General features: G+C 54.4%; 16 protein-coding genes. 9 read left to right on the plus strand and 7 right to left on the minus strand.

The features are described from left to right. The first annotated feature begins 95 nt into the window (after positions 1–95). A complete protein-coding gene (gene macA / locus ACT9TW_RS12785) occupies positions 96–1,211 on the plus strand; it encodes a macrolide transporter subunit MacA (RefSeq protein WP_182060208.1) in 1,116 nt (371 codons plus the stop codon). After that, the gene (gene macB / locus ACT9TW_RS12790) at positions 1,208–3,148 is read left to right on the plus strand and encodes a macrolide ABC transporter ATP-binding protein/permease MacB (protein WP_182060209.1); all 1,941 of its coding nucleotides are present in this window, start codon (positions 1,208–1,210) and stop codon (positions 3,146–3,148) included. The genes macA and macB overlap by 4 nt, the downstream gene beginning before the upstream one ends. 70 nt (positions 3,149–3,218) lie before the next feature. Here macB and cspD read toward each other — a convergent pair whose 3' ends face one another. Next, positions 3,219–3,440: a cold shock-like protein CspD gene (cspD, locus tag ACT9TW_RS12795; protein ID WP_014069558.1), complete on the minus strand. Its 222-nt coding sequence runs from the start codon at positions 3,438–3,440 to the stop codon at positions 3,219–3,221. A gap of 267 nt (positions 3,441–3,707) precedes the next feature. Here cspD and clpS point away from each other — a divergent pair, with 267 nt between their 5' ends. Continuing rightward, the gene (clpS, locus tag ACT9TW_RS12800; RefSeq protein WP_006174393.1) at positions 3,708–4,028 is read left to right on the plus strand and encodes an ATP-dependent Clp protease adapter ClpS; all 321 of its coding nucleotides are present in this window, start codon (positions 3,708–3,710) and stop codon (positions 4,026–4,028) included. Between the two features lie 27 nt (positions 4,029–4,055). Further along, on the plus strand, positions 4,056–6,335 hold the full coding sequence (gene clpA / locus ACT9TW_RS12805; protein ID WP_446492577.1) for an ATP-dependent Clp protease ATP-binding subunit ClpA: 2,280 nt from the start codon (positions 4,056–4,058) through the stop codon (positions 6,333–6,335). A gap of 134 nt (positions 6,336–6,469) precedes the next feature. Here clpA and ACT9TW_RS12810 read toward each other — a convergent pair whose 3' ends face one another. Continuing rightward, complete coding sequence (locus ACT9TW_RS12810) at positions 6,470–6,706, minus strand: hypothetical protein (protein WP_446492578.1); 237 nt, start codon at positions 6,704–6,706, stop codon at positions 6,470–6,472. 165 nt (positions 6,707–6,871) lie between these two features. Here ACT9TW_RS12810 and ACT9TW_RS12815 point away from each other — a divergent pair, with 165 nt between their 5' ends. Further along, a complete protein-coding gene (locus ACT9TW_RS12815) occupies positions 6,872–7,324 on the plus strand; it encodes a hypothetical protein (RefSeq protein WP_446492579.1) in 453 nt (150 codons plus the stop codon). 71 nt (positions 7,325–7,395) lie between these two features. Here the strand turns inward: ACT9TW_RS12815 and infA are convergent, their stop codons facing one another. The 5 genes from infA to trxB all read right to left on the minus strand — a co-directional run bounded on the left by infA (position 7,396) and on the right by trxB (position 13,220). After that, entirely contained in the window at positions 7,396–7,614 is a 219-nt protein-coding gene (infA, locus tag ACT9TW_RS12820; protein ID WP_002211347.1) for a translation initiation factor IF-1, read from the minus strand. 284 nt (positions 7,615–7,898) lie between these two features. Next, entirely contained in the window at positions 7,899–8,603 is a 705-nt protein-coding gene (gene aat / locus ACT9TW_RS12825) for a leucyl/phenylalanyl-tRNA--protein transferase (RefSeq protein ID WP_182060219.1), read from the minus strand. 46 nt (positions 8,604–8,649) lie between these two features. Then, positions 8,650–10,371 carry a heme ABC transporter ATP-binding protein/permease CydC gene (gene cydC, locus ACT9TW_RS12830; protein ID WP_446492580.1) on the minus strand — a complete coding sequence of 574 codons (1,722 nt, stop codon included), beginning with the start codon at positions 10,369–10,371 and terminating at the stop codon, positions 8,650–8,652. Then, positions 10,371–12,137, minus strand: coding sequence for a heme ABC transporter permease/ATP-binding protein CydD (gene cydD / locus ACT9TW_RS12835; RefSeq protein WP_182060221.1), 1,767 nt, complete (start codon positions 12,135–12,137; stop codon positions 10,371–10,373). Before cydD ends, cydC begins: the two co-directional genes overlap by 1 nt. 114 nt (positions 12,138–12,251) lie before the next feature. Then, positions 12,252–13,220, minus strand: a complete 969-nt coding sequence (gene trxB, locus ACT9TW_RS12840) for a thioredoxin-disulfide reductase (RefSeq protein WP_446492581.1) — start codon at positions 13,218–13,220, stop codon at positions 12,252–12,254. Between the two features lie 544 nt (positions 13,221–13,764). Between trxB and lrp the strand changes: the two genes are divergently transcribed. The 4 genes from lrp (at position 13,765) to rarA (ending at position 20,186) form a co-directional block, all read left to right on the plus strand. Then, a complete protein-coding gene (gene lrp, locus ACT9TW_RS12845; protein ID WP_002439523.1) occupies positions 13,765–14,259 on the plus strand; it encodes a leucine-responsive transcriptional regulator Lrp in 495 nt (164 codons plus the stop codon). A gap of 135 nt (positions 14,260–14,394) precedes the next feature. Continuing rightward, positions 14,395–18,090: a DNA translocase FtsK 4TM domain-containing protein gene (locus tag ACT9TW_RS12850; protein WP_446492582.1), complete on the plus strand. Its 3,696-nt coding sequence runs from the start codon at positions 14,395–14,397 to the stop codon at positions 18,088–18,090. A 128-nt stretch (positions 18,091–18,218) separates the two neighbouring features. After that, the gene (lolA, locus tag ACT9TW_RS12855) at positions 18,219–18,833 is read left to right on the plus strand and encodes an outer membrane lipoprotein chaperone LolA (RefSeq protein WP_014069567.1); all 615 of its coding nucleotides are present in this window, start codon (positions 18,219–18,221) and stop codon (positions 18,831–18,833) included. A 9-nt stretch (positions 18,834–18,842) separates the two neighbouring features. After that, positions 18,843–20,186 carry a replication-associated recombination protein RarA gene (gene rarA, locus ACT9TW_RS12860; protein WP_446492583.1) on the plus strand — a complete coding sequence of 448 codons (1,344 nt, stop codon included), beginning with the start codon at positions 18,843–18,845 and terminating at the stop codon, positions 20,184–20,186. Positions 20,187–20,237: the final 51 nt, after the last annotated feature.

Raw genomic sequence — 20,237 nt, forward strand, 5'->3', positions numbered from 1 at the left:
AAATTGTGACGATTCCAGGAAACAGGGGTTTCGTTGAGGAGAGGTTTAGTTAGAATCAACCGTTATGATTGCCTGAACATTTATTTGGAATATTTATGAACCTTAAGGGAAAACGCAGAAAGCTGTTACTGCTGCTGGCGGTGGTCGTGTTAGCGGGCGGATTCTGGTTGTGGCAGGTGCTGAATGCGCCCGTACCGCAATACCAGACGTTGATCGTACGCCCGGGTGAGCTGCAACAAAACGTACTGGCGACAGGCAAACTGGATGCGCTTCGCAAGGTTGATGTCGGGGCTCAGGTCAGTGGTCAGTTGAAAACCCTGTCGGTTGAAATTGGCGACAAGGTGAAGAAAGGTCAGTTGCTGGGAGTTATCGATCCTGAGCAGGCTGAAAACCAGATCCGTGAAGTGGAAGCCACGCTGATGGAGCTGCGCGCCCAGCGTAGCCAGGCGCAGGCGGAGCGTAATCTCGCGCAGGTGACATTAACCCGTCAGCAGGCGCTGGCTAAAACACAGGCCATTTCGAAACAGGATCTGGATACCGCCACAACCGAGCTTGCGGTCAAACAGGCGCAGATTGGCACCATTGATGCACAAATCAAGCGTAATCAGGCCTCGCTGGATACGGCAAAAACCAACCTCGACTACACGAAAATCGTGGCGCCAATGGCCGGGGAAGTGACGCAAATCACCACCCTCCAGGGGCAAACGGTGATCGCTGCGCAACAGGCTCCGAATATCCTGACGCTGGCGGACATGGGCACCATGCTGGTTAAAGCACAGGTATCCGAAGCGGATGTTATCCACCTTAAGCCGGGGCAAAATGCCTGGTTTACGGTGCTGGGTGACCCGCAAACCCGCTATGAAGGCGTGCTGAAAGACATCCTGCCAACGCCGGAAAAAGTGAACGACGCCATCTTCTACTATGCCCGCTTTGAAGTGCCAAACCCACAGGGCGTGCTGCGTCTGGACATGACCGCACAGGTGCACATTCAACTGACCGGGGTGAAAAACGTGCTCACTATTCCGTTGTCCGCCCTGGGAGAATCGGCAGGCGACAGCCGCTATAAAATCAAAGTGCTGCGCGCCGGTGAAACCCGTGAACGCGAGGTAATGATTGGCGCGCGTAATGATACTGATGTGGTGATTGCCAAAGGGCTGGAAGAGGGAGAAGAAGTGGTTATCAGCGAAAGCCATCCCGGAGCCGCTAAATGACGGCATTGCTGGAGCTGAACAACATTCACCGTAGCTATCCATCAGGTGACGGGCCGGTTGACGTGTTAAAGGGGATCTCCCTGCGCGTGGAAGCGGGTGAAATGGTGGCGATTGTCGGGGCGTCTGGCTCTGGTAAATCCACGCTTATGAACATCCTCGGCTGTCTGGATAAACCTACCCGCGGCACCTATCGCGTGGCGGGGACGGATGTCTCCACGCTGGATGGCGATGCGCTGGCGAAACTTCGCCGTGAACACTTTGGGTTTATCTTCCAGCGCTATCATCTGCTTTCTCACCTGAGTGCGGCGCAGAACGTTGAAGTCCCGGCGGTGTATGCAGGCGTTGAGCGGAAAAAACGGCTTGAACGCGCTCAGGGGCTGCTGACGCGTCTTGGACTGGCAGAGCGAGTGGATTACCAGCCATCGCAGCTTTCAGGCGGCCAGCAGCAGCGTGTGAGTATTGCACGCGCGCTGATGAACGGCGGACAGGTGATTCTGGCGGATGAGCCGACTGGCGCGCTCGACAGCCATTCCGGCGAAGAGGTGATGGCTATCCTTCATCAGCTGCGTGACCAGGGGCATACGGTCATTATCGTTACCCACGATCCGCTGGTGGCGGCACAGGCGGAACGGATCATTGAGATCCACGATGGCGAACTGGTCAGTAACCCGCCTCCGCACCCGTCAAGGGCGGCAGCGCCGAAAGAGGTCTTGCCTGCGTCAAGCGGCTGGGGGCAGTTCGCCAGCGGTTTTCGCGAAGCCCTGACAATGGCCTGGCTGGCGATGGCGGCTAACAAAATGCGGACATTGCTCACCATGCTCGGCATCATCATCGGGATCGCCTCGGTGGTGTCGATTGTGGTGGTGGGCGATGCGGCTAAACAGATGGTGCTGGCGGATATCCGGGCGATAGGCACCAATACCATTGATGTCTATCCCGGCAAAGATTTTGGCGATGACGAACCTCAGTATCAGCAGGCGCTGAAATACGATGACCTGATGGCCATTCAAAAGCAGCCGTGGGTTAACTCCGCCACGCCAGCGGTATCGCAAAATTTACGCCTGCGCTACGGCAATATTGATGTGGCGGCGAGTGCTAACGGCGTTAACGGTGACTATTTTAACGTGTACGGGATGACCTTCAGCGAAGGGGCAACCTTTAACGCGGAACAGTTGGCCGGCCGGGCTCAGGTGGTTGTGCTGGACGCCAACTCGCGCAGGCAGCTTTTCCCGGATAAGACGAATGTGGTGGGTGAAGTTATCCTGGTAGGGAACATGCCTGCCACGGTTATCGGTGTGGCGGAAGAGAAACAGTCTATGTTTGGCAGCAGCAAGATTTTGCGCGTCTGGCTGCCTTATACCACGATTTCCGGGCGGATCATGGGGCAGTCGTGGCTGAACTCCATCACCGTGCGCGTGAAAGAGGGCTACGACAGCGCGCTTGCCGAACAACAGCTTGAGCGTCTGCTGACGTTGCGCCACGGGAAGAAGGATTTCTTTACCTGGAACATGGACGGCCTGTTGAAAACGGCTGAAAAGACCACACATACTCTTCAGCTGTTCCTGACGCTGGTTGCGGTGATTTCGCTGGTTGTGGGTGGCATTGGGGTGATGAATATCATGCTGGTGTCGGTGACAGAGCGCACCCGCGAGATTGGTATTCGCATGGCGGTTGGGGCCAGGGCAAGCGATGTGCTGCAACAGTTTTTGATTGAAGCGGTGCTGGTGTGCCTGGTAGGTGGCGCGATGGGGATTGCCTTATCGATGATTATCGCCTTCACCTTAAAGCTCTTTTTACCCGGCTGGGAGATTGGCTTCTCGCCTGTGGCGATCCTCACCGCATTTTTGTGTTCGACCTTTACCGGTATCTTGTTTGGCTGGCTGCCGGCGCGCAATGCCGCGCGATTAGATCCGGTGGATGCGCTGGCGCGGGAATAGCCCGAAAATAAAAATGCCAGCCGATCGGGCTGGCATTTTGCCTGCGGGATGTACACAATGAAACAGAGGGCTACGCAACAACTTCCGCTTCGATGGGCACGATGACGCTGGCATGATTGCCCTTCGGCCCCTGGTGTACATCGAACCGAACCGATTGTCCGGCTTTGAGCGTTCTGTAACCATCCATCTGAATGGTGGAATAGTGAGCGAAGATATCCTCGCCGCCGCCTTCGGGGCAGATAAACCCAAACCCTTTGGCGTTGTTGAACCACTTAACAGTACCCATTTCCATGCTTCGACATCCTTCGTAAATCTTATAAATTAAGATGGAATGAACCGGTGGTGGAGTGGGGGCTGTTCAAAACCTCGCCATCTCACGCCTGTACAATTTAGATAAACGAAACAGGGCGTCAAGAGTTTGGCGCTGGAGTTGGGACAATAATCAACCAAAATTTGAAGCAGTTAACGCTATTGCAACAGTTTGTGACAGACATCGCGGATGACAGTAATAGATGATTGTTATCTAACATCTGAGGTAGATTCAAAGTGATTATGCAAAATGGGTAAGACGAACGACTGGCTGGATTTTGACCAGCTGGCGGAAGACAAAGTGCGTGACGCGCTAAAACCGCCATCCATGTATAAAGTAATGTTAATGAACGATGATTACACGCCGATGGAATTTGTTATTGACGTGCTACAAAAGTTCTTTTCTTATGATGTAGAACGTGCAACGCAACTGATGCTTACCGTTCATTATCGTGGCAAAGCTATCTGCGGCATCTTTACCGCCGAAGTGGCGGAAACCAAAGTAGCGATGGTGAACGACTACGCAAGGGAGAACGAGCATCCGTTGCTGTGTACGCTGGAAAAGGCCTGATAAGGCATAAAATTGGGGGAGGTGCCTATGCTCAATCAAGAACTGGAACTCAGTTTAAACATGGCTTTCGCCAGAGCGCGTGAGCACCGACATGAGTTTATGACCGTCGAGCATTTACTGCTCGCACTGCTTAGCAACCCATCCGCCCGCGAAGCGCTGGAAGCCTGCTCCGTGGATCTGGTGGCGCTACGTCAGGAACTCGAAGCCTTCATCGAACAAACCACACCGGTGCTGCCAGCCAGTGAAGAAGAGCGCGACACGCAGCCGACGCTCAGCTTCCAGCGGGTATTGCAGCGCGCGGTCTTCCACGTCCAGTCTTCCGGGCGTAGCGAAGTGACTGGTGCAAATGTGCTGGTTGCCATCTTTAGCGAGCAGGAGTCACAGGCTGCCTATCTGCTGCGCAAACACGAAGTCAGCCGACTCGACGTGGTTAACTTTATCTCTCACGGAACGCGAAAAGACGAGCCTAACCAGGCATCGGATTCCAGCAATCAGGTCAATAACAATGAAGAGCAAGCAGGCGGGGAGGATCGTATGGAAAACTTCACCACCAACCTTAACCAGCTTGCTCGCGTTGGCGGTATCGACCCGCTGATTGGCCGCGATAAAGAGCTGGAGCGCGCGATCCAGGTGCTGTGCCGTCGCCGCAAGAACAACCCGCTGCTGGTGGGTGAGTCTGGCGTGGGTAAAACTGCGATTGCCGAAGGGCTGGCCTGGCGTATTGTGCAGGGCGACGTGCCGGAAGTGATTGCCGATTGCACGATCTATTCGCTGGATATTGGTTCACTTCTGGCGGGCACCAAATACCGTGGTGATTTCGAAAAACGCTTCAAGGCGCTGTTAAAACAGCTGGAACAAGACACCAACAGCATTCTGTTTATCGATGAAATTCATACCATCATCGGTGCAGGTGCGGCCTCTGGTGGCCAGGTGGATGCCGCTAACCTGATCAAACCGCTGCTCTCCAGCGGCAAGATCCGCGTGATTGGCTCCACGACCTACCAGGAGTTCAGCAACATCTTTGAGAAAGACCGTGCGCTGGCGCGTCGCTTCCAGAAAATCGACGTGACTGAACCGTCCGTCGAGGAAACAGTGCAGATCATCAACGGCCTGAAACCGAAGTACGAAGCGCACCACGACGTGCGTTACACCGCGAAAGCGGTGCGTGCGGCGGTAGAGCTGGCGGTTAAATACATCAACGACCGTCATCTGCCAGATAAGGCAATTGACGTGATTGATGAGGCGGGCGCGCGCGCGCGCCTGATGCCAGCCAGCAAGCGTAAGAAAACCGTTAACGTGGCGGATATTGAGTCTGTGGTGGCCCGTATCGCGCGTATCCCTGAGAAGAGCGTTTCTCAGAGCGACCGCGACACGCTGCGTACGCTCGGCAATCGCCTGAAAATGCTGGTCTTTGGTCAGGATAAAGCCATTGAGGCCTTAACCGAGGCTATCAAGATGGCCCGTGCCGGACTGGGGCATGAGCATAAACCTGTGGGTTCCTTCCTGTTCGCCGGCCCGACCGGTGTGGGGAAAACCGAGGTGACGGTTCAGCTCTCTAAAGCGCTGGGCATCGAATTGCTGCGTTTTGACATGTCCGAGTACATGGAGCGTCACACTGTCAGCCGTCTGATTGGTGCGCCTCCGGGATATGTAGGCTTCGACCAGGGGGGCCTGCTGACCGATGCGGTTATTAAGCATCCACACGCGGTACTGCTGCTTGATGAAATCGAGAAAGCGCACCCGGACGTGTTCAACATCCTGTTGCAGGTGATGGACAACGGTACGCTGACCGACAACAACGGGCGCAAGGCGGACTTCCGCAACGTGGTGCTGGTGATGACCACCAACGCCGGGGTACGTGAAACCGAGCGTAAATCCATTGGGCTTATCCACCAGGATAACAGCACCGATGCGATGGAAGAGATCAAGAAGATCTTTACGCCGGAATTCCGTAACCGTCTGGACAACATTATCTGGTTCGATCACCTGTCGACTGAGGTTATCCATCAGGTCGTGGATAAGTTTATCGTCGAGTTGCAGGTTCAGCTGGATCAGAAAGGCGTGTCGCTGGAAGTGAGCCAGGAGGCCCGCAACTGGCTGGCTGAGAAAGGCTACGACCGTGCGATGGGTGCGCGTCCAATGGCGCGTGTGATTCAGGACAACCTGAAGAAACCGCTGGCGAATGAGCTGCTGTTTGGTTCGCTGGTGGATGGCGGCCAGGTGACGGTGGCGCTGGATCAGGCGAAGAGCGAACTGACGTACGATTTTCAGAGTGCGGCGAAGCATAAGCCTGAAGCGGCTCACTAAGTTAAACGTTGAACTTAAAAACCGGGCATTTGCCCGGTTTTTTTATGCCTGCAAGGTAAAAGCAAAACGGCAACGGCGTTGTCGTTTTTAGTGTTTGTTCCCTCTCCCTGTGGGAGAGGGTTAGGGTGAGGGCATCAGGCCGCAGCTATTTTCAGCCTGACCAGGGTGTCGCTGTTAGCCCATATTTCATTGGAAATAATCCATCGCTGAAATTTTGCGAGGCGCTTTCCAGTTTCTCTCGAAGATGATTGCTGGATAAATCCACAGTAATAAAATGGCGGCGCACCTGCAAAATCAGGTGTCAGGATTGGCGTTCTGATTACATAAATATGGAAAGATGTTGCTCGCGCAACGTCACTGGTTTCGTTCACTCTTTTTCTGGGTGCGGTATAATCCGTATCTTCAAATATGGTGGGCTGAACCGGGGCTTCTTTTGAAGCGCCGATTTTCCATATGGTCGGTACGCCAAACCGGTTCAGTCTGCCACCCGAAGTTGGCGTTTCTGGTGGTAGTTTTCAGCTTTTAATATGGAAATTATGAATATGGAAAACCAGTCAATCTCCCAGCTATACACCGAACTCTCCCTCAATCCCGATCTCCCAACGCTTGCTGAGCGTTGCAAACTGCTCACTGAAATCCTTCTGGACTGCAAATCACTTCCGCAGACTCAGCCTGTTTGTCGTTGTCTGGGGGCGTACCTCGAAGACGTTAAAACCGGGCTCGCAGAATCAATGCGTGATTTTCAGGTGGTGGAATTTGAGACGGAGGAAGAATTGCCGGGCAAAAAAGAGTGGCTACTGGAAGATACGGAAACGAAGTGCGATTACTGCCGGGCTCTGAACCATGTACTGCTGATTTCGCATTTTGACCACGATATGTTGCCGCATCTGACGGGATTGCTGCATGACATGGCACATTCGATGGCCGGGGATTTAATCGTGCCATTGCAGCCAAGGATGACAATTCGTCTTCCCGTGCATCAACACTAAGTTCATTAAATAAAAAAGGCCGGGATTATCCGACCTTTTAAATATTCATCTGCCATTACAGGCGAAACTAATTAGCGACTACGGAAGACAATGCGGCCTTTGCTCAGGTCGTACGGGGTCAGTTCAACAGTCACTTTGTCGCCCGTTAAAATGCGGATGTAGTTTTTGCGCATTTTACCGGAGATGTGCGCAGTTACCACGTGACCGTTTTCCAGCTCTACGCGAAACATGGTATTAGGTAACGTATCAAGTACGGTACCCTGCATTTCAATATTGTCTTCTTTGGCCATCTAATCCTCTGGGGTATCACTACCAAGTTTTGAACCGGCAAGATAATGCCGAAATTCATCAATTAAGTAAAGAATTGCGCGTTTAAAACGCAGCAAAACAGTTTCGGCGCATTGCCCAAGCGTCACGGTACAACCGAACGAGAAACGCATTCGTAAAGGGGAGACAACAGGATAAACGTCAGGACGTTATCTGAAGCGAGGGTCCCAAACGGCGGCGGGGCAACAGGCAGAAGCTACTCTGCGGCGTAATTATAACACCCTCGTAAAAAATGTGCGGAAAACATTTAGGCATTGGGCAGAAAGAGCGTTCTTGGTACCCAGAAGTCGCGCGGGAGCTTCTCCTGCCGGTAAATATCCAGATGCTCAATGTAGTCGCGGCGGGCGATTTCAACGGCACCAAGTGAGGCGGTATGCTCATTAAGCACCTGGCAATCCAGGAGCTGTCCGCCGCGGTTTGCAAACTCCTGACAGAAAACCAGCAGCGCTGTTTTCGAGGCGTTTACCGCCCGGGAGAACATCGACTCGCCACAGAACAGTGTTCCTTGCGCCACACCGTACATACCGCCAACCAGCTCGCTTTTATCCCAGACTTCGATGGAATGCGCATAACCAAGCTCATGCAAACGGTGGTAAGCGGTGATGATATCCTGGGTGATCCATGTCCCTTCGTGACGATCGCTAGCGCATCCTTCAATGACCTGGCCAAAAGCATGGTTGAGAGTCACGCGATAAGGCGATTTAGCGTGAAACCGCTTCATGCTGCGGCTGAGGTGAAAATGGGCAGGCCAGAGCACGGCACGCGGGTCGGGCGACCACCACAAAATAGGATCGCCTGGGGAAAACCAGGGGAAGATCCCGCGCTGGTATGCCATCAACAGTCGAGCAGGGCTGAGATCGCCGCCTAATGCCAGCAACCCGTTGGGCTCACGTAATGCGCCCTCCGGGGAAGGGAACGCGATATTATGACGAGAAAGCTGGACCAGGCGCATGACAGCAGAACTCCAATACGCGAGTTAGGATCGGTTCAAATATAGTCTACAGACGCTGTTTAAACTGGTAGTAGCGACCCTGTTTCGCTAACAGTTCTGCGTGACTACCTTGCTCAATAATGTGCCCGTTGTCCATCACAATTATCTGATCAAAACTCGCCAGTCCGCGCAGGCGGTGTGTCACCATAATCACCGTTTTACCGACCATCGCATTGGCCAGTAAATCAAGGATTTGACTCTCGGTCGTGGCGTCCAGCCCTTCAGTTGGTTCATCCAGCAGCATCAGCGGCGCATCGTGCAGCAACGCACGTGCAATTGCCAGTCGGCGTAACTCGCCACCAGAGAGCTGGCGACCACCTTCACCCAACCAGCTGTTCAGGCCGTCATCTTCGAGCAGCTTGTGCAGCCCAACGCGTTCAAGCATTGCACTCAGCACGTCGTCACTGGCTTCGGGGGCTGCCAGACGCAAGTTCTCACGTAGCGTGGCACTGAACAGGTGCACGCGCTGTGGTACAACACTGACAGTCTTACGCAGGGCGTGCTCGCTAAATACGCGTAGTGGTACGTCGTTAAACAGAACGTTCCCGTGCTGCGGATCCCATGCGCGGGTTAACAGCTGTAACAGTGTCGATTTACCACAGCCTGTCCGCCCGAGCAGGGCGATACGTGAACCGGCAGAAACCGACAAATTAACGCCTTCCAGGGCGTTCTGCGCTTGTCCATCATAGGCAAAGGTGATGTCCTGGAGTTGAAGCGCAACCTGTGCCGGGACTGCGGTTTGTTGTGTCTGGAACTGCACCTCTGGCTCTTGTTCGGTAATTTGCGTGATACGTACCGCGGAAGCGATAACCTGCCCGAGATGCTGGAAAGCGCCAGTGACAGGGGCCAGTGCCTCAAATGCAGCCAGCGCACAGAAGACAAACAGTGCGATGAGCGCGCCAGGCTGCGTATTGCCACCCACACCGCCAGATGCCATCCACAGCATTGCCACGACGGCAAAACCACCAATGAGCATCATCAGCGCTTGCGAAAAGGCCGTCAGTTCAGATTGCCTGCGTTGGGCTTCATGCCAGTTTAGCTCTGTGCTTTCCATCCGGGCGCGATAGCGCTGGCTGGCACCAAAGATGGTGAGTTCAGCTTGTCCCTGTAACCATGATGTCAGCTGCTGGCGGTACTCGCCGCGCAGACGCGTCAGGTTTTCTCCGGTTGGCTTTCCTGCGCGGTAAAACAGCGGCGGCAGCAGGAACAGCGTCAACAGCATAATGCCGCCCAGCGTCAGGGCGATAGGGGCATCGAGCGTACAAAGCCCAAGAGTGACCACCACAATCACCACAAATGCCCCCACCAGCGGGGACATCACGCGCAGATAAAGGTGATCCAGGGTATCGACATCCGCGACCACGCGGTTGAGCAATTCACCCTGGCGAAAACGCGCCAGCCCGGCAGGGGAGAGGGGCAGTAATTTGCTGAAGGTGTAAACACGCAGATGCTGAAGCACACGGAATGTCGCATCGTGGCTGACCAGACGCTCAAAATAACGTCCAGCAGTGCGGGTAATCGCCGCACCGCGAACGCCCGCAGCCGGCAGCATATAGTTAAAGCTGTACAGCCCGGCAACACCCACAACAGCAGAGGCCGACAGGAACCAACCGGAAAGCGTGAGCAGCCCGATACTGGCAAGCAATGTCACAATCGCCAGAACAATCCCGAGCGTCAGCATCCATTTGTGGCGTTTATACAGGGCAAGATAGGGGAGCAGGGCGCGCATCAGATATCCTCCTGACGGTTAGCCAGCAGGGTGGCAAATGGCCCCTGCGCAGCAACGAGAGAGGCGTAATCGCCTTGCTCGACAATATGACCATTCTCCATGACCCAAATCTGATCCCAGTCGGTTATACCTTCCAGCTGGTGTGTGACCATGAGTGTGGTTTGTTGCAATGAGGCTGCGTTCAGGGCCTGCATCACCCGTTGTTCGCTGTGCGCATCAAGGCTGGCTGCGGGTTCATCCAGCAGCATTAACTGACATGGATTAAGCAGGGCGCGGGCAAGGGCAACACGCTGGGCCTGACCAACGGATAAGCCAGCTGCCTGGTCGCCCACCACAGTATCAACACCTTGCGCAAGCAAAGGCAGAAACTCACTGACCCAGGCACGGTCAAGAACCGATTGCAGCTCATCTTCACGCGCATCAGGGCGGGCAAGTAGCACGTTCTCACGCAGCGTGGCGGCAGGTAATTGCGGATTCTGTCCCACCCAACTGAGTTGTTTACGCCATGCGTCAGGGTCAAGCTCGCGCAGTTCGGCATGATTAATACGCAGCGAGCCGGTATAGGCCATAAAACCTGATAACGCATTCAGCAGTGAGCTTTTACCTGAACCGCTGGTTCCAACCAGAACAACGCGTTGACCCGCAGAAAGCGTAAAGTTCAGCGGTCCGGCCAGCACTTTGCCCTCCGGCGAGAGAACCGAGAAATCGACCGCTTCAACGGTAACTGGCTCTTTGCTGTTCAGCGTAATTTCACCGCGCTCCGGGTGAGCAAGCGGTGTTTCAAGGAAGGTTTTCAGGCTGTCAGCGGCACCCACGGCCTGTGCTTTGGCGTGGTAAAAGGTACCAAGATCGCGAAGCGGCTGGAAAAACTCAGGCGCCAGGATAAGGGCAAGAAAACCGGCTGAAAGGGTAACGCCAGTGCCGTAATGGCCAAAATCAAGTTCGCCAAGATAGGAAAAACCAAAGTACACCGCCACCACCGCAATCGACAGGGAGGTGAAGAATTCGAGTACGCCAGACGACAGAAACGCCAGACGCAATACTTCCATTGTCCGCTGACGGAAATCCTGCGACGCCACACGGATATTTTCGGTTTCGGCTTCACCGCGGCCAAAAATACGCAAGGTTTCCATCCCGCGCAGGCGGTCCAGGAAATGGCCGCTTAAACGGCCAAGCGCCAGGAAGTTGCGGCGGTTAGCATCTGCTGCGCCCATCCCCACCATCGCCATAAACAGCGGAATAAGCGGAGCGGTACAGAGCAGAATAAGGGCGGCTACCCAGTTAGACGGGAAAATGGTGGCCACAATCAGCAGCGGTACGCATACGGCCAGCGCCATCTGTGGAATATAGCGCGCGTAATAGTCGTGCATATCGTCAATCTGCTCAAGGATAAGCGTCGCCCAGCTTCCGGCGGGCTTGCCCTGTATCCAGGCAGGACCTGCTTGCTGGAGCCTGTCGAGCACCTGGCGGCGAATTTCGAAGCGAATATGCTGTCCGGCGTGAAACCCGACACGTTCACGCAGCCAGACCACCCAGGCGCGCAGAACAAAGATCAGGACTAATACGATAAAGGGCATCAGAAGCGCTTCGCGCGGGATGTTCTCCATGATCATATGATTGAGAATGCGGGCCAGCAGCCATGCCTGGGCAACAATCAACAGACCGCTGATAAGTCCCAGCAGACGGGAAATATTCAGCCAGCGGCGGGAAATAACGCTTTGCTTTTTAAGCCAGCGAGTTAACTCTTGTTGACGGGTTTTTTCCATTGCGTACTTTGCAGGTGACGTTATTAGAAATTGGGCACGGCAATGTTACAACGGAGAGACAATAAAGGCGACTTATCGCCGCCTTTATTTACGTTTGTTACTGACTTGTAAAGATTATTTACCTGTTTCAGCCAGCCCGTCAAGGTAGCGTTCAGCGTCCAGCGCGGCCATACAGCCGGTGCCAGCAGAGGTGATCGCCTGACGGTAAATATGGTCCATCACGTCACCCGCAGCGAAGACGCCTGGGATGCTGGTCTGGGTCGCGTTACCGTGAATACCGGACTGCACTTTAATGTAGCCGTTTTCCAGCTCCAGCTGACCGTCAAAGATAGCGGTATTCGGGCTATGGCCGATAGCCACAAACAGACCCGCCACTTCCAGTGATTCCTCGTGGTCGGTGTTCTGCGTATCGCGGATGCGCAGGCCAGCAACGCCCATCTGATCGCCCGTCACTTCTTCCAGAGTACGATTGGTGTGCAGCACGATATTGCCGCTCGCCACTTTATCCATCAGACGTTTAATCAGGATCTTCTCTGCGCGGAAGGTGTCGCGGCGATGGATCAAATGCACTTCAGAGGCGATGTTCGCCAGATACAGCGCTTCTTCTACTGCGGTGTTACCGCCACCGATAACCGCGACTTTCTGGTTACGGTAGAAGAAACCGTCACAGGTTGCGCAGGCAGAAACGCCACGGCCTTTGAAGGCTTCTTCAGATGGCAGTCCGAGGTAACGCGCCGATGCACCGGTTGCGACAATGAGCGCATCGCAGGTGTACTCACCGTTGTCGCCTGTCAAGCGGAACGGACGGTTTTGCAGGTCAACCTTGTTGATGTGATCGAACAGAATTTCGGTTTCGAATTTGGTCGCATGTTCGTGCATACGCTCCATCAGCAGCGGCCCGGTCAGGTCGTTCGGGTCGCCTGGCCAGTTTTCTACTTCAGTCGTGGTGGTCAACTGACCGCCTTTTTCCATACCGGTAATCAACACCGGTTGCAGGTTAGCGCGCGCAGCATAGACCGCCGCGGTATATCCCGCAGGTCCAGAACCAAGAATTAGCAGCTTACTGTGTTTGGCCGTGCCCATGAGATCCCCATTGTTGTTGGCAGACATTTGTCAGGATTGTAGGGAATTTGTTGCCGTAAAAAAAGAGCGCAGCAATTTTGATATCGATATGTGCAATAGACACTGGCGATGGATTGAGCGCTATAACATAACGCTTTCTACTAAAAACCGGTCGTTTATAAGGCAATAAAATGAGGATTAATGGCCAGTCGTTATGAATATCCGGCATGTTGTACTAAAAATCGATGTTTTGCTTTGACAATCCCCTGCGCTTTTGCGAAAACATTGAAGGAAGAAAAAAACCGCGTTAACAGTGTGTCGCATAGACATGCACGTAAATGCCATTTTTACCGGGTCAGTGAAATCTACGCATGGTGTGGACAGACGCCATACGTGATGTCGGTGGCGGCCATTTCAGGCACCGGTCTTCTTACCGTAGAACCCGAATCCGCATCGCGTATATTACATAATCAGGCGATGTGATGAATAACGGGTACAGGCTCTGAACAGTGATGTGCACAGGGTCCAGGCAGGAGTAGGGAAGGAATACAGAGAGACAATAATAATGGTAGATAGCAAGAAGCGCCCTGGCAAAGACCTCGACCGTATCGATCGTAACATTCTTAATGAATTGCAAAAGGATGGGCGTATTTCCAACGTCGAGCTTTCAAAACGTGTGGGACTTTCCCCGACGCCGTGCCTTGAGCGTGTGCGCCGACTGGAAAGACAGGGTTTTATTCAGGGCTATACGGCTCTGCTGAACCCGCATTATCTGGATGCCTCACTTCTGGTATTTGTTGAGATTACTCTGAATCGTGGTGCGCCGGATGTGTTTGAGCAATTTAACTCCGCTGTACAAAAACTTGAAGAAATTCAAGAGTGTCACTTGGTTTCCGGTGATTTCGACTACCTGTTGAAAACCCGTGTGCCAGACATGTCCGCCTACCGTAAGCTGCTGGGTGAAACCCTGCTGCGTCTGCCAGGCGTGAACGACACCCGTACCTATGTGGTGATGGAAGAGGTCAAACAGAGCAATCGTCTGGTTATTAAGACGCGCTAACACGGAACAGGTGCAAAATCAGCGTAGTTTGATTACACTCCTGTTAATCCATACAGCAACAGTGCCGGGGATACCCGGCGCTGTTGTCCGTTTTAGCAAACAGGCAGGACATGCCTGATACCTGGAGAGCCTTTCTTGAGCCAGGAATATACTGAAGACAAAGAAGTCACACTATCGAAGCTAAGCAGCGGACGTCGACTCCTTGAGGCGTTGCTGATTGTTATTGCCCTTTTTGCCGTCTGGCTGATGGCAGCCTTACTCAGTTTCAACCCCTCAGATCCGAGCTGGTCGCAAACCGCATGGCATGAGCCTATCCATAATTTAGGTGGCACGCCCGGTGCCTGGCTTGCGGACACCCTGTTTTTCATCTTCGGTGTCATGGCCTATACCATCCCGGTGATCATCATCGGTGGCTGCTGGTTTGCCTGGCGTCATCGTCAGAACGATGAATACATCGATTATTTCGCGGTTTCGCTGCGCCTGATTGGTGCTCTGGCACTGATCCTGACCTCCTGCGGGTTGGCGGCGATTAATGCCGACGATATCTGGTATTTCGCTTCCGGTGGAGTGATTGGCAGTTTGCTGAGCACCGCGCTGCAACCGATGCTGCATAGCAGTGGAGGCACCATTACGCTGCTCTGTATCTGGGCTGCGGGATTAACCCTGTTTACCGGTTGGTCATGGGTGAGCATTGCCGAAAAACTCGGCAGTCTGATCCTTACTATTTTGACGTTTGCCAGCAACCGTACTCGTCGTGATGATACGTGGGTAGATGAAGACGAATACGAATACGAAGATGAGGACGAAGAGGATACCGCTTCAGCTCCGCATCGCGAATCTCGCCGCGCGCGTATTCTGCGTGGCGCGCTGGCGCGCCGCAAACGTGTGGCAGAAAAATTTGCTAATCCGTTAGGACGCAAAACAGATGCTGCGCTCTTCTCCGGCAAACGCATGGATGACGACGAGCAGGCTGAATACCGTGCTGCGGGTGCCCCCGTTGACCCTGATGATGTGCTCTTCTCTGGCAGCCGCGCCACTCCAGGTGATTACGACGAATACGACCCGTTGTTAAATGGTCATTCCGTTAGCGAACCTGTCGCGGCGGCAGCTGCGGCAACGACAGCCGCTCAGGCCTATGCTGCGCCTGTTGAGGCAGTCATGCCTTCCGCGCCGGTGTATGAGCCAGAGCCTCTTACCCAGCAACCTGCGGTTGAGTGGCAAGACGCGCCTGCAATCCCTGCACATCAGCCGGTTATTACCCCTGAACTGCAAAGCTATGCGCCAGCACAGCCGCAGGAACAGTGGCAGCAGCCATACCAGCCGGAACCGGAATACGCGCCGCAGCCGTACGCGGAGTATGAAGCGCCGGTGTCTCAGCCTTATCAGGACTATGCCCCGGTTGCGGTTGAGCCTGCTCAGCCTGACGCTGAACCGCAAGTTGAAGTGGAAGAGGTCAAACCGACTCGCCCACCAATGTACTATTTTGAAGAAGTTGAAGAACGCCGGGCACGTGAGCGCGAACAGCTGGCTGCCTGGTATCAGCCCGTACCGGAACCGAAGCAAGAACCTGTGACCAGGGCTCCTTCCGTTACTGTTCCACCAGTTGACCCAACACCTGTTGTTGCGCCAGTGGCGGAAAGTGTGAAGCACGCTACCGCGGCGGCGGCAGTTGCTGCGCCTGTCTTTAGCCTTGCATCCGGTGGCGCGCCGCGTCCACAGGTGAAAGAGGGTATTGGCCCGCAGCTTCCTCGTCCTAATCGCGTGCGTGTTCCTACCCGCCGTGAGCTGGCGTCCTATGGCATCAAATTACCTTCTCAGCGTATGGCTGAGGAGAAAGCGCGTGAATCTGAGTACGAAGATGACGCCGATGAGATGCAGCAGGATGAGCTGGGGCGTCAGTTTGCCGTACAACAGCAGCAGCGTTATGGCGAAGAGTATCAACACGAAGCCCGCCCGACTCATGTTCATGAAGAAGATGAAGACGACGTGGCCGAAGCAGAGTTAGCGCGCCAGTTTGCTGCCACTCAGCAGCAACGCTATTCCGGTGAGCAGCCTACGGGAGCGAATCCGTTCTCGTTATCTGACTTCGAATTCTCGCCAATGAAAGATTTGGTTGATGATGGCCCGAGCGAACCGTTATTCACCCCAGGTGTGATGCCTGAAACGCAAACTGCGCACCAGCAGCCTGCACCTGCGCCGCACGTGCAGCAGCCAGCGCCACAGGCTTATGCGCAGCCGCAACAGCCTCAGCACGCGCCGCAGTTCCAGCAGCCACCGGCACAGCCGAAGGAAAGCCTGATTCACCCGCTGCTGATGCGCAATGGTGATAGCCGTCCGCTGCAACGCCCAAGTACGCCGCTGCCGTCGCTGGATCTGTTAACGCCGCCTCCGTCAGAAGTTGAACCGGTGGATACCTTTGCACTGGAGCAGATGGCGCGTCTTGTGGAAGCGCGTCTGGCTGATTTCCGCATTAAGGCGGACGTGGTGAATTATTCCCCAGGTCCGGTTATTACCCGTTTCGAACTGAACCTGGCGCCAGGTGTTAAAGCCGCGAGAATTTCTAACCTGTCCCGTGACCTGGCTCGCTCGTTGTCGACCGTTGCGGTGCGTGTGGTGGAAGTTATCCCGGGTAAACCTTATGTCGGCCTGGAACTGCCAAATAAGAAACGCCAGACCGTCTATCTGCGTGAAGTGTTGGATAACGCCAAGTTCCGCGAGAATCCATCGCCGTTGAGTGTGGTGCTGGGCAAAGACATCGCAGGCGATCCTGTGGTGGCCGACCTCGCAAAAATGCCACACCTGCTGGTTGCGGGTACGACGGGCTCGGGTAAGTCGGTCGGTGTGAACGCCATGATCCTGAGTATGCTCTACAAAGCGCAGCCGGAAGATGTGCGTTTCATCATGATCGACCCGAAAATGCTGGAACTCTCTGTTTATGAAGGTATCCCGCATCTGCTGACTGAAGTGGTCACCGACATGAAAGACGCTGCTAACGCCCTGCGCTGGAGCGTTAATGAGATGGAACGTCGCTATAAATTAATGTCGGCACTGGGCGTACGTAACCTGGCCGGTTATAACGACAAGATCGCGGAAGCAGTTCGTATGGGGCGCCCAATTCCGGATCCTTACTGGAAGCCGGGTGACAGTATGGATGCCCAGCATCCGGTGCTGGAAAAACTGCCTTATATTGTCGTGCTGGTAGACGAATTCGCTGACCTGATGATGACCGTCGGCAAGAAAGTCGAAGAGCTGATTGCCCGTCTGGCGCAGAAAGCACGTGCGGCCGGTATTCACCTTGTACTGGCAACGCAGCGTCCATCCGTGGACGTCATCACCGGTCTGATTAAAGCTAACATCCCTACGCGCATCGCGTTTACCGTATCGAGTAAAATTGACTCGCGTACCATCCTCGACCAGGGCGGCGCAGAGTCGCTGTTGGGTATGGGTGATATGCTGTACTCCGGCCCGAACTCCACCTCTCCGGTGCGTGTCCACGGTGCATTCGTCCGCGATGAGGAAGTTCACGCGGTCGTGCAGGACTGGAAAGCGCGTGGTCGCCCGCAGTACGTGGATGGTATTACCTCTGACACTGAAAGCGAAGGTGGTGGCGGTGGCTTTGACGGTGGCGAAGAGCTGGATCCGTTATTCGATCAGGCGGTTAACTTCGTGACTGAGAAGCGTAAAGCGTCCATTTCTGGGGTACAGCGTCAGTTCCGTATCGGCTACAACCGTGCAGCCCGAATCATCGAGCAGATGGAAGCACAGGGCATCGTGAGCGAGCAGGGCCATAACGGTAACCGTGAGGTGCTGGCTCCGCCGCCGTTTGATTGACCCTTCACCGATTGCAAAGAAGGGTAAATCAGCAAAAATTAAGCATTTTCTTCTGTCGCCTGCCTGCGGGCAGGTTCACAATAGATGACAGAACCCCATATCGGGATGACGTATTTTAAGGAATAACAATGAAAAAATTCGCAATCGCCTGTGCATTACTGACCAGTTTTGTTGCCAGCAGCGTCTGGGCTGATGCAGCCAGCGACCTTAAAAGCCGACTGGACAAAGTGAGCAGCTTCCACGCCAGCTTCACCCAAAAAGTGACTGACGGCAGCGGTAATGCGGTGCAGGAAGGTCAGGGGGATTTGTGGGTAAAACGCCCGAATCTGTTTAACTGGCACATGACACAGCCGGATGAAAGCATCCTGGTATCAGACGGTAAAACCTTGTGGTTTTTCAACCCGTTTGTTGAGCAGGCAACTGCGACCTGGCTGAAAGATGCCACCAGTAATACCCCGTTTATGCTGATTGCACGTAACCAGTCCAGTGACTGGCAGCAGTACAACATCAAACAGAATGGTGATGAGTTTGTTCTGACGCCGAAAGGCAGCAACGGTAACCTGAAACAGTTCACCATTAACGTAAGCACCAACGGAACCATTAATCAGTTTGGTGCGGTTGAGCAGGACGATCAGCGTAGCAGCTACCAGCTCAAATCCCAGCAAAACGGCGCTGTCGATGCATCGAAATTCACCTTTACCCCGCCGCAGGGCGTAACGGTGGACGACCAACGCAATAAGTAAGAGGCGTGAGTGAGCAACCTGTCGCTCGATTTTTCAGATAATGCGTTTCAACCTCTGGCCGCCCGTATGCGGCCAGAAAATTTAGCGCAGTACATCGGTCAACAGCATCTGTTGGCTGCGGGTAAGCCGTTGCCGCGTGCCATCGAAGCCGGGCATCTGCACTCCATGATCCTGTGGGGGCCACCGGGTACGGGTAAAACGACACTCGCAGAAGTGATCGCCCGCTATGCGAACGCTGATGTTGAACGCATTTCCGCAGTGACCTCCGGCGTGAAGGAGATCCGCGAAGCTATCGAGCGTGCAAGGCAGAACCGCAATGCTGGACGCCGCACTATCCTCTTTGTCGATGAAGTCCACCGTTTCAATAAGAGCCAGCAGGATGCGTTCCTGCCGCACATTGAAGATGGCACCATTTTCTTCATTGGCGCGACGACCGAAAACCCCTCCTTTGAACTGAACTCGGCACTGCTTTCCCGTGCACGTGTTTATCTGCTCAAATCGCTGACAACTGACGATATCGAAAAGGTTCTCACTCAGGCGATGGAGGACAAGGCACGTGGTTATGGCGGGCAGGATATCGTGCTGCCAGACGAGACGCGGCTTGCGATCGCTGAGCTGGTCAATGGGGATGCGCGCCGTGCGTTAAACACGCTGGAAATGATGGCTGATATGGCCGAAATGGATGATTCCGGTAAGCGTGTACTGAAACCTGAACTGCTCACCGAAATTGCCGGTGAACGCAGCGCGCGTTTCGATAACAAAGGTGATCGTTTTTACGATCTGATCTCGGCCCTGCACAAATCGGTGCGAGGCAGCGCACCGGATGCAGCGCTGTACTGGTATGCACGGATCATTAGCGCCGGTGGCGATCCACTGTATGTTGCTCGCCGCTGCCTGGCTATTGCATCGGAAGATGTCGGTAATGCCGATCCCCGCGCGATGCAGGTTGCGATTTCAGCCTGGGATTGCTTTACCCGCGTGGGGCCTGCGGAAGGGGAGCGCGCAATCGCGCAGGCGATTGTTTACCTGGCCTGTGCGCCGAAAAGTAATGCCGTCTATACCGCGTTTAAAGCGGCGATGGCGGATGCGCGTGAACGCCCGGACTATGACGTGCCGGTTCATCTGCGTAATGCACCGACCAAACTGATGAAAGAGATGGGTTACGGGCAGGAGTACCGATACGCCCACGACGAACCCAATGCCTACGCCGCCGGAGAGGAATATTTTCCGCAGGAGATGGCACAAACCCGCTATTATCACCCCACAAACAGAGGTCTTGAAGGCAAGATTGGCGAAAAGCTCGCCTGGCTCGCCGGACAGGATCAAAATAGCCCTATAAAACGCTACCGTTAGTTCAATCGTTGCGGTAATGTTGGCGTGGTATCCTTGTGACCGCAGGCTGTG

The sequence above is a fragment of the Enterobacter sp. C4G1 genome (assembly GCF_052886895.1).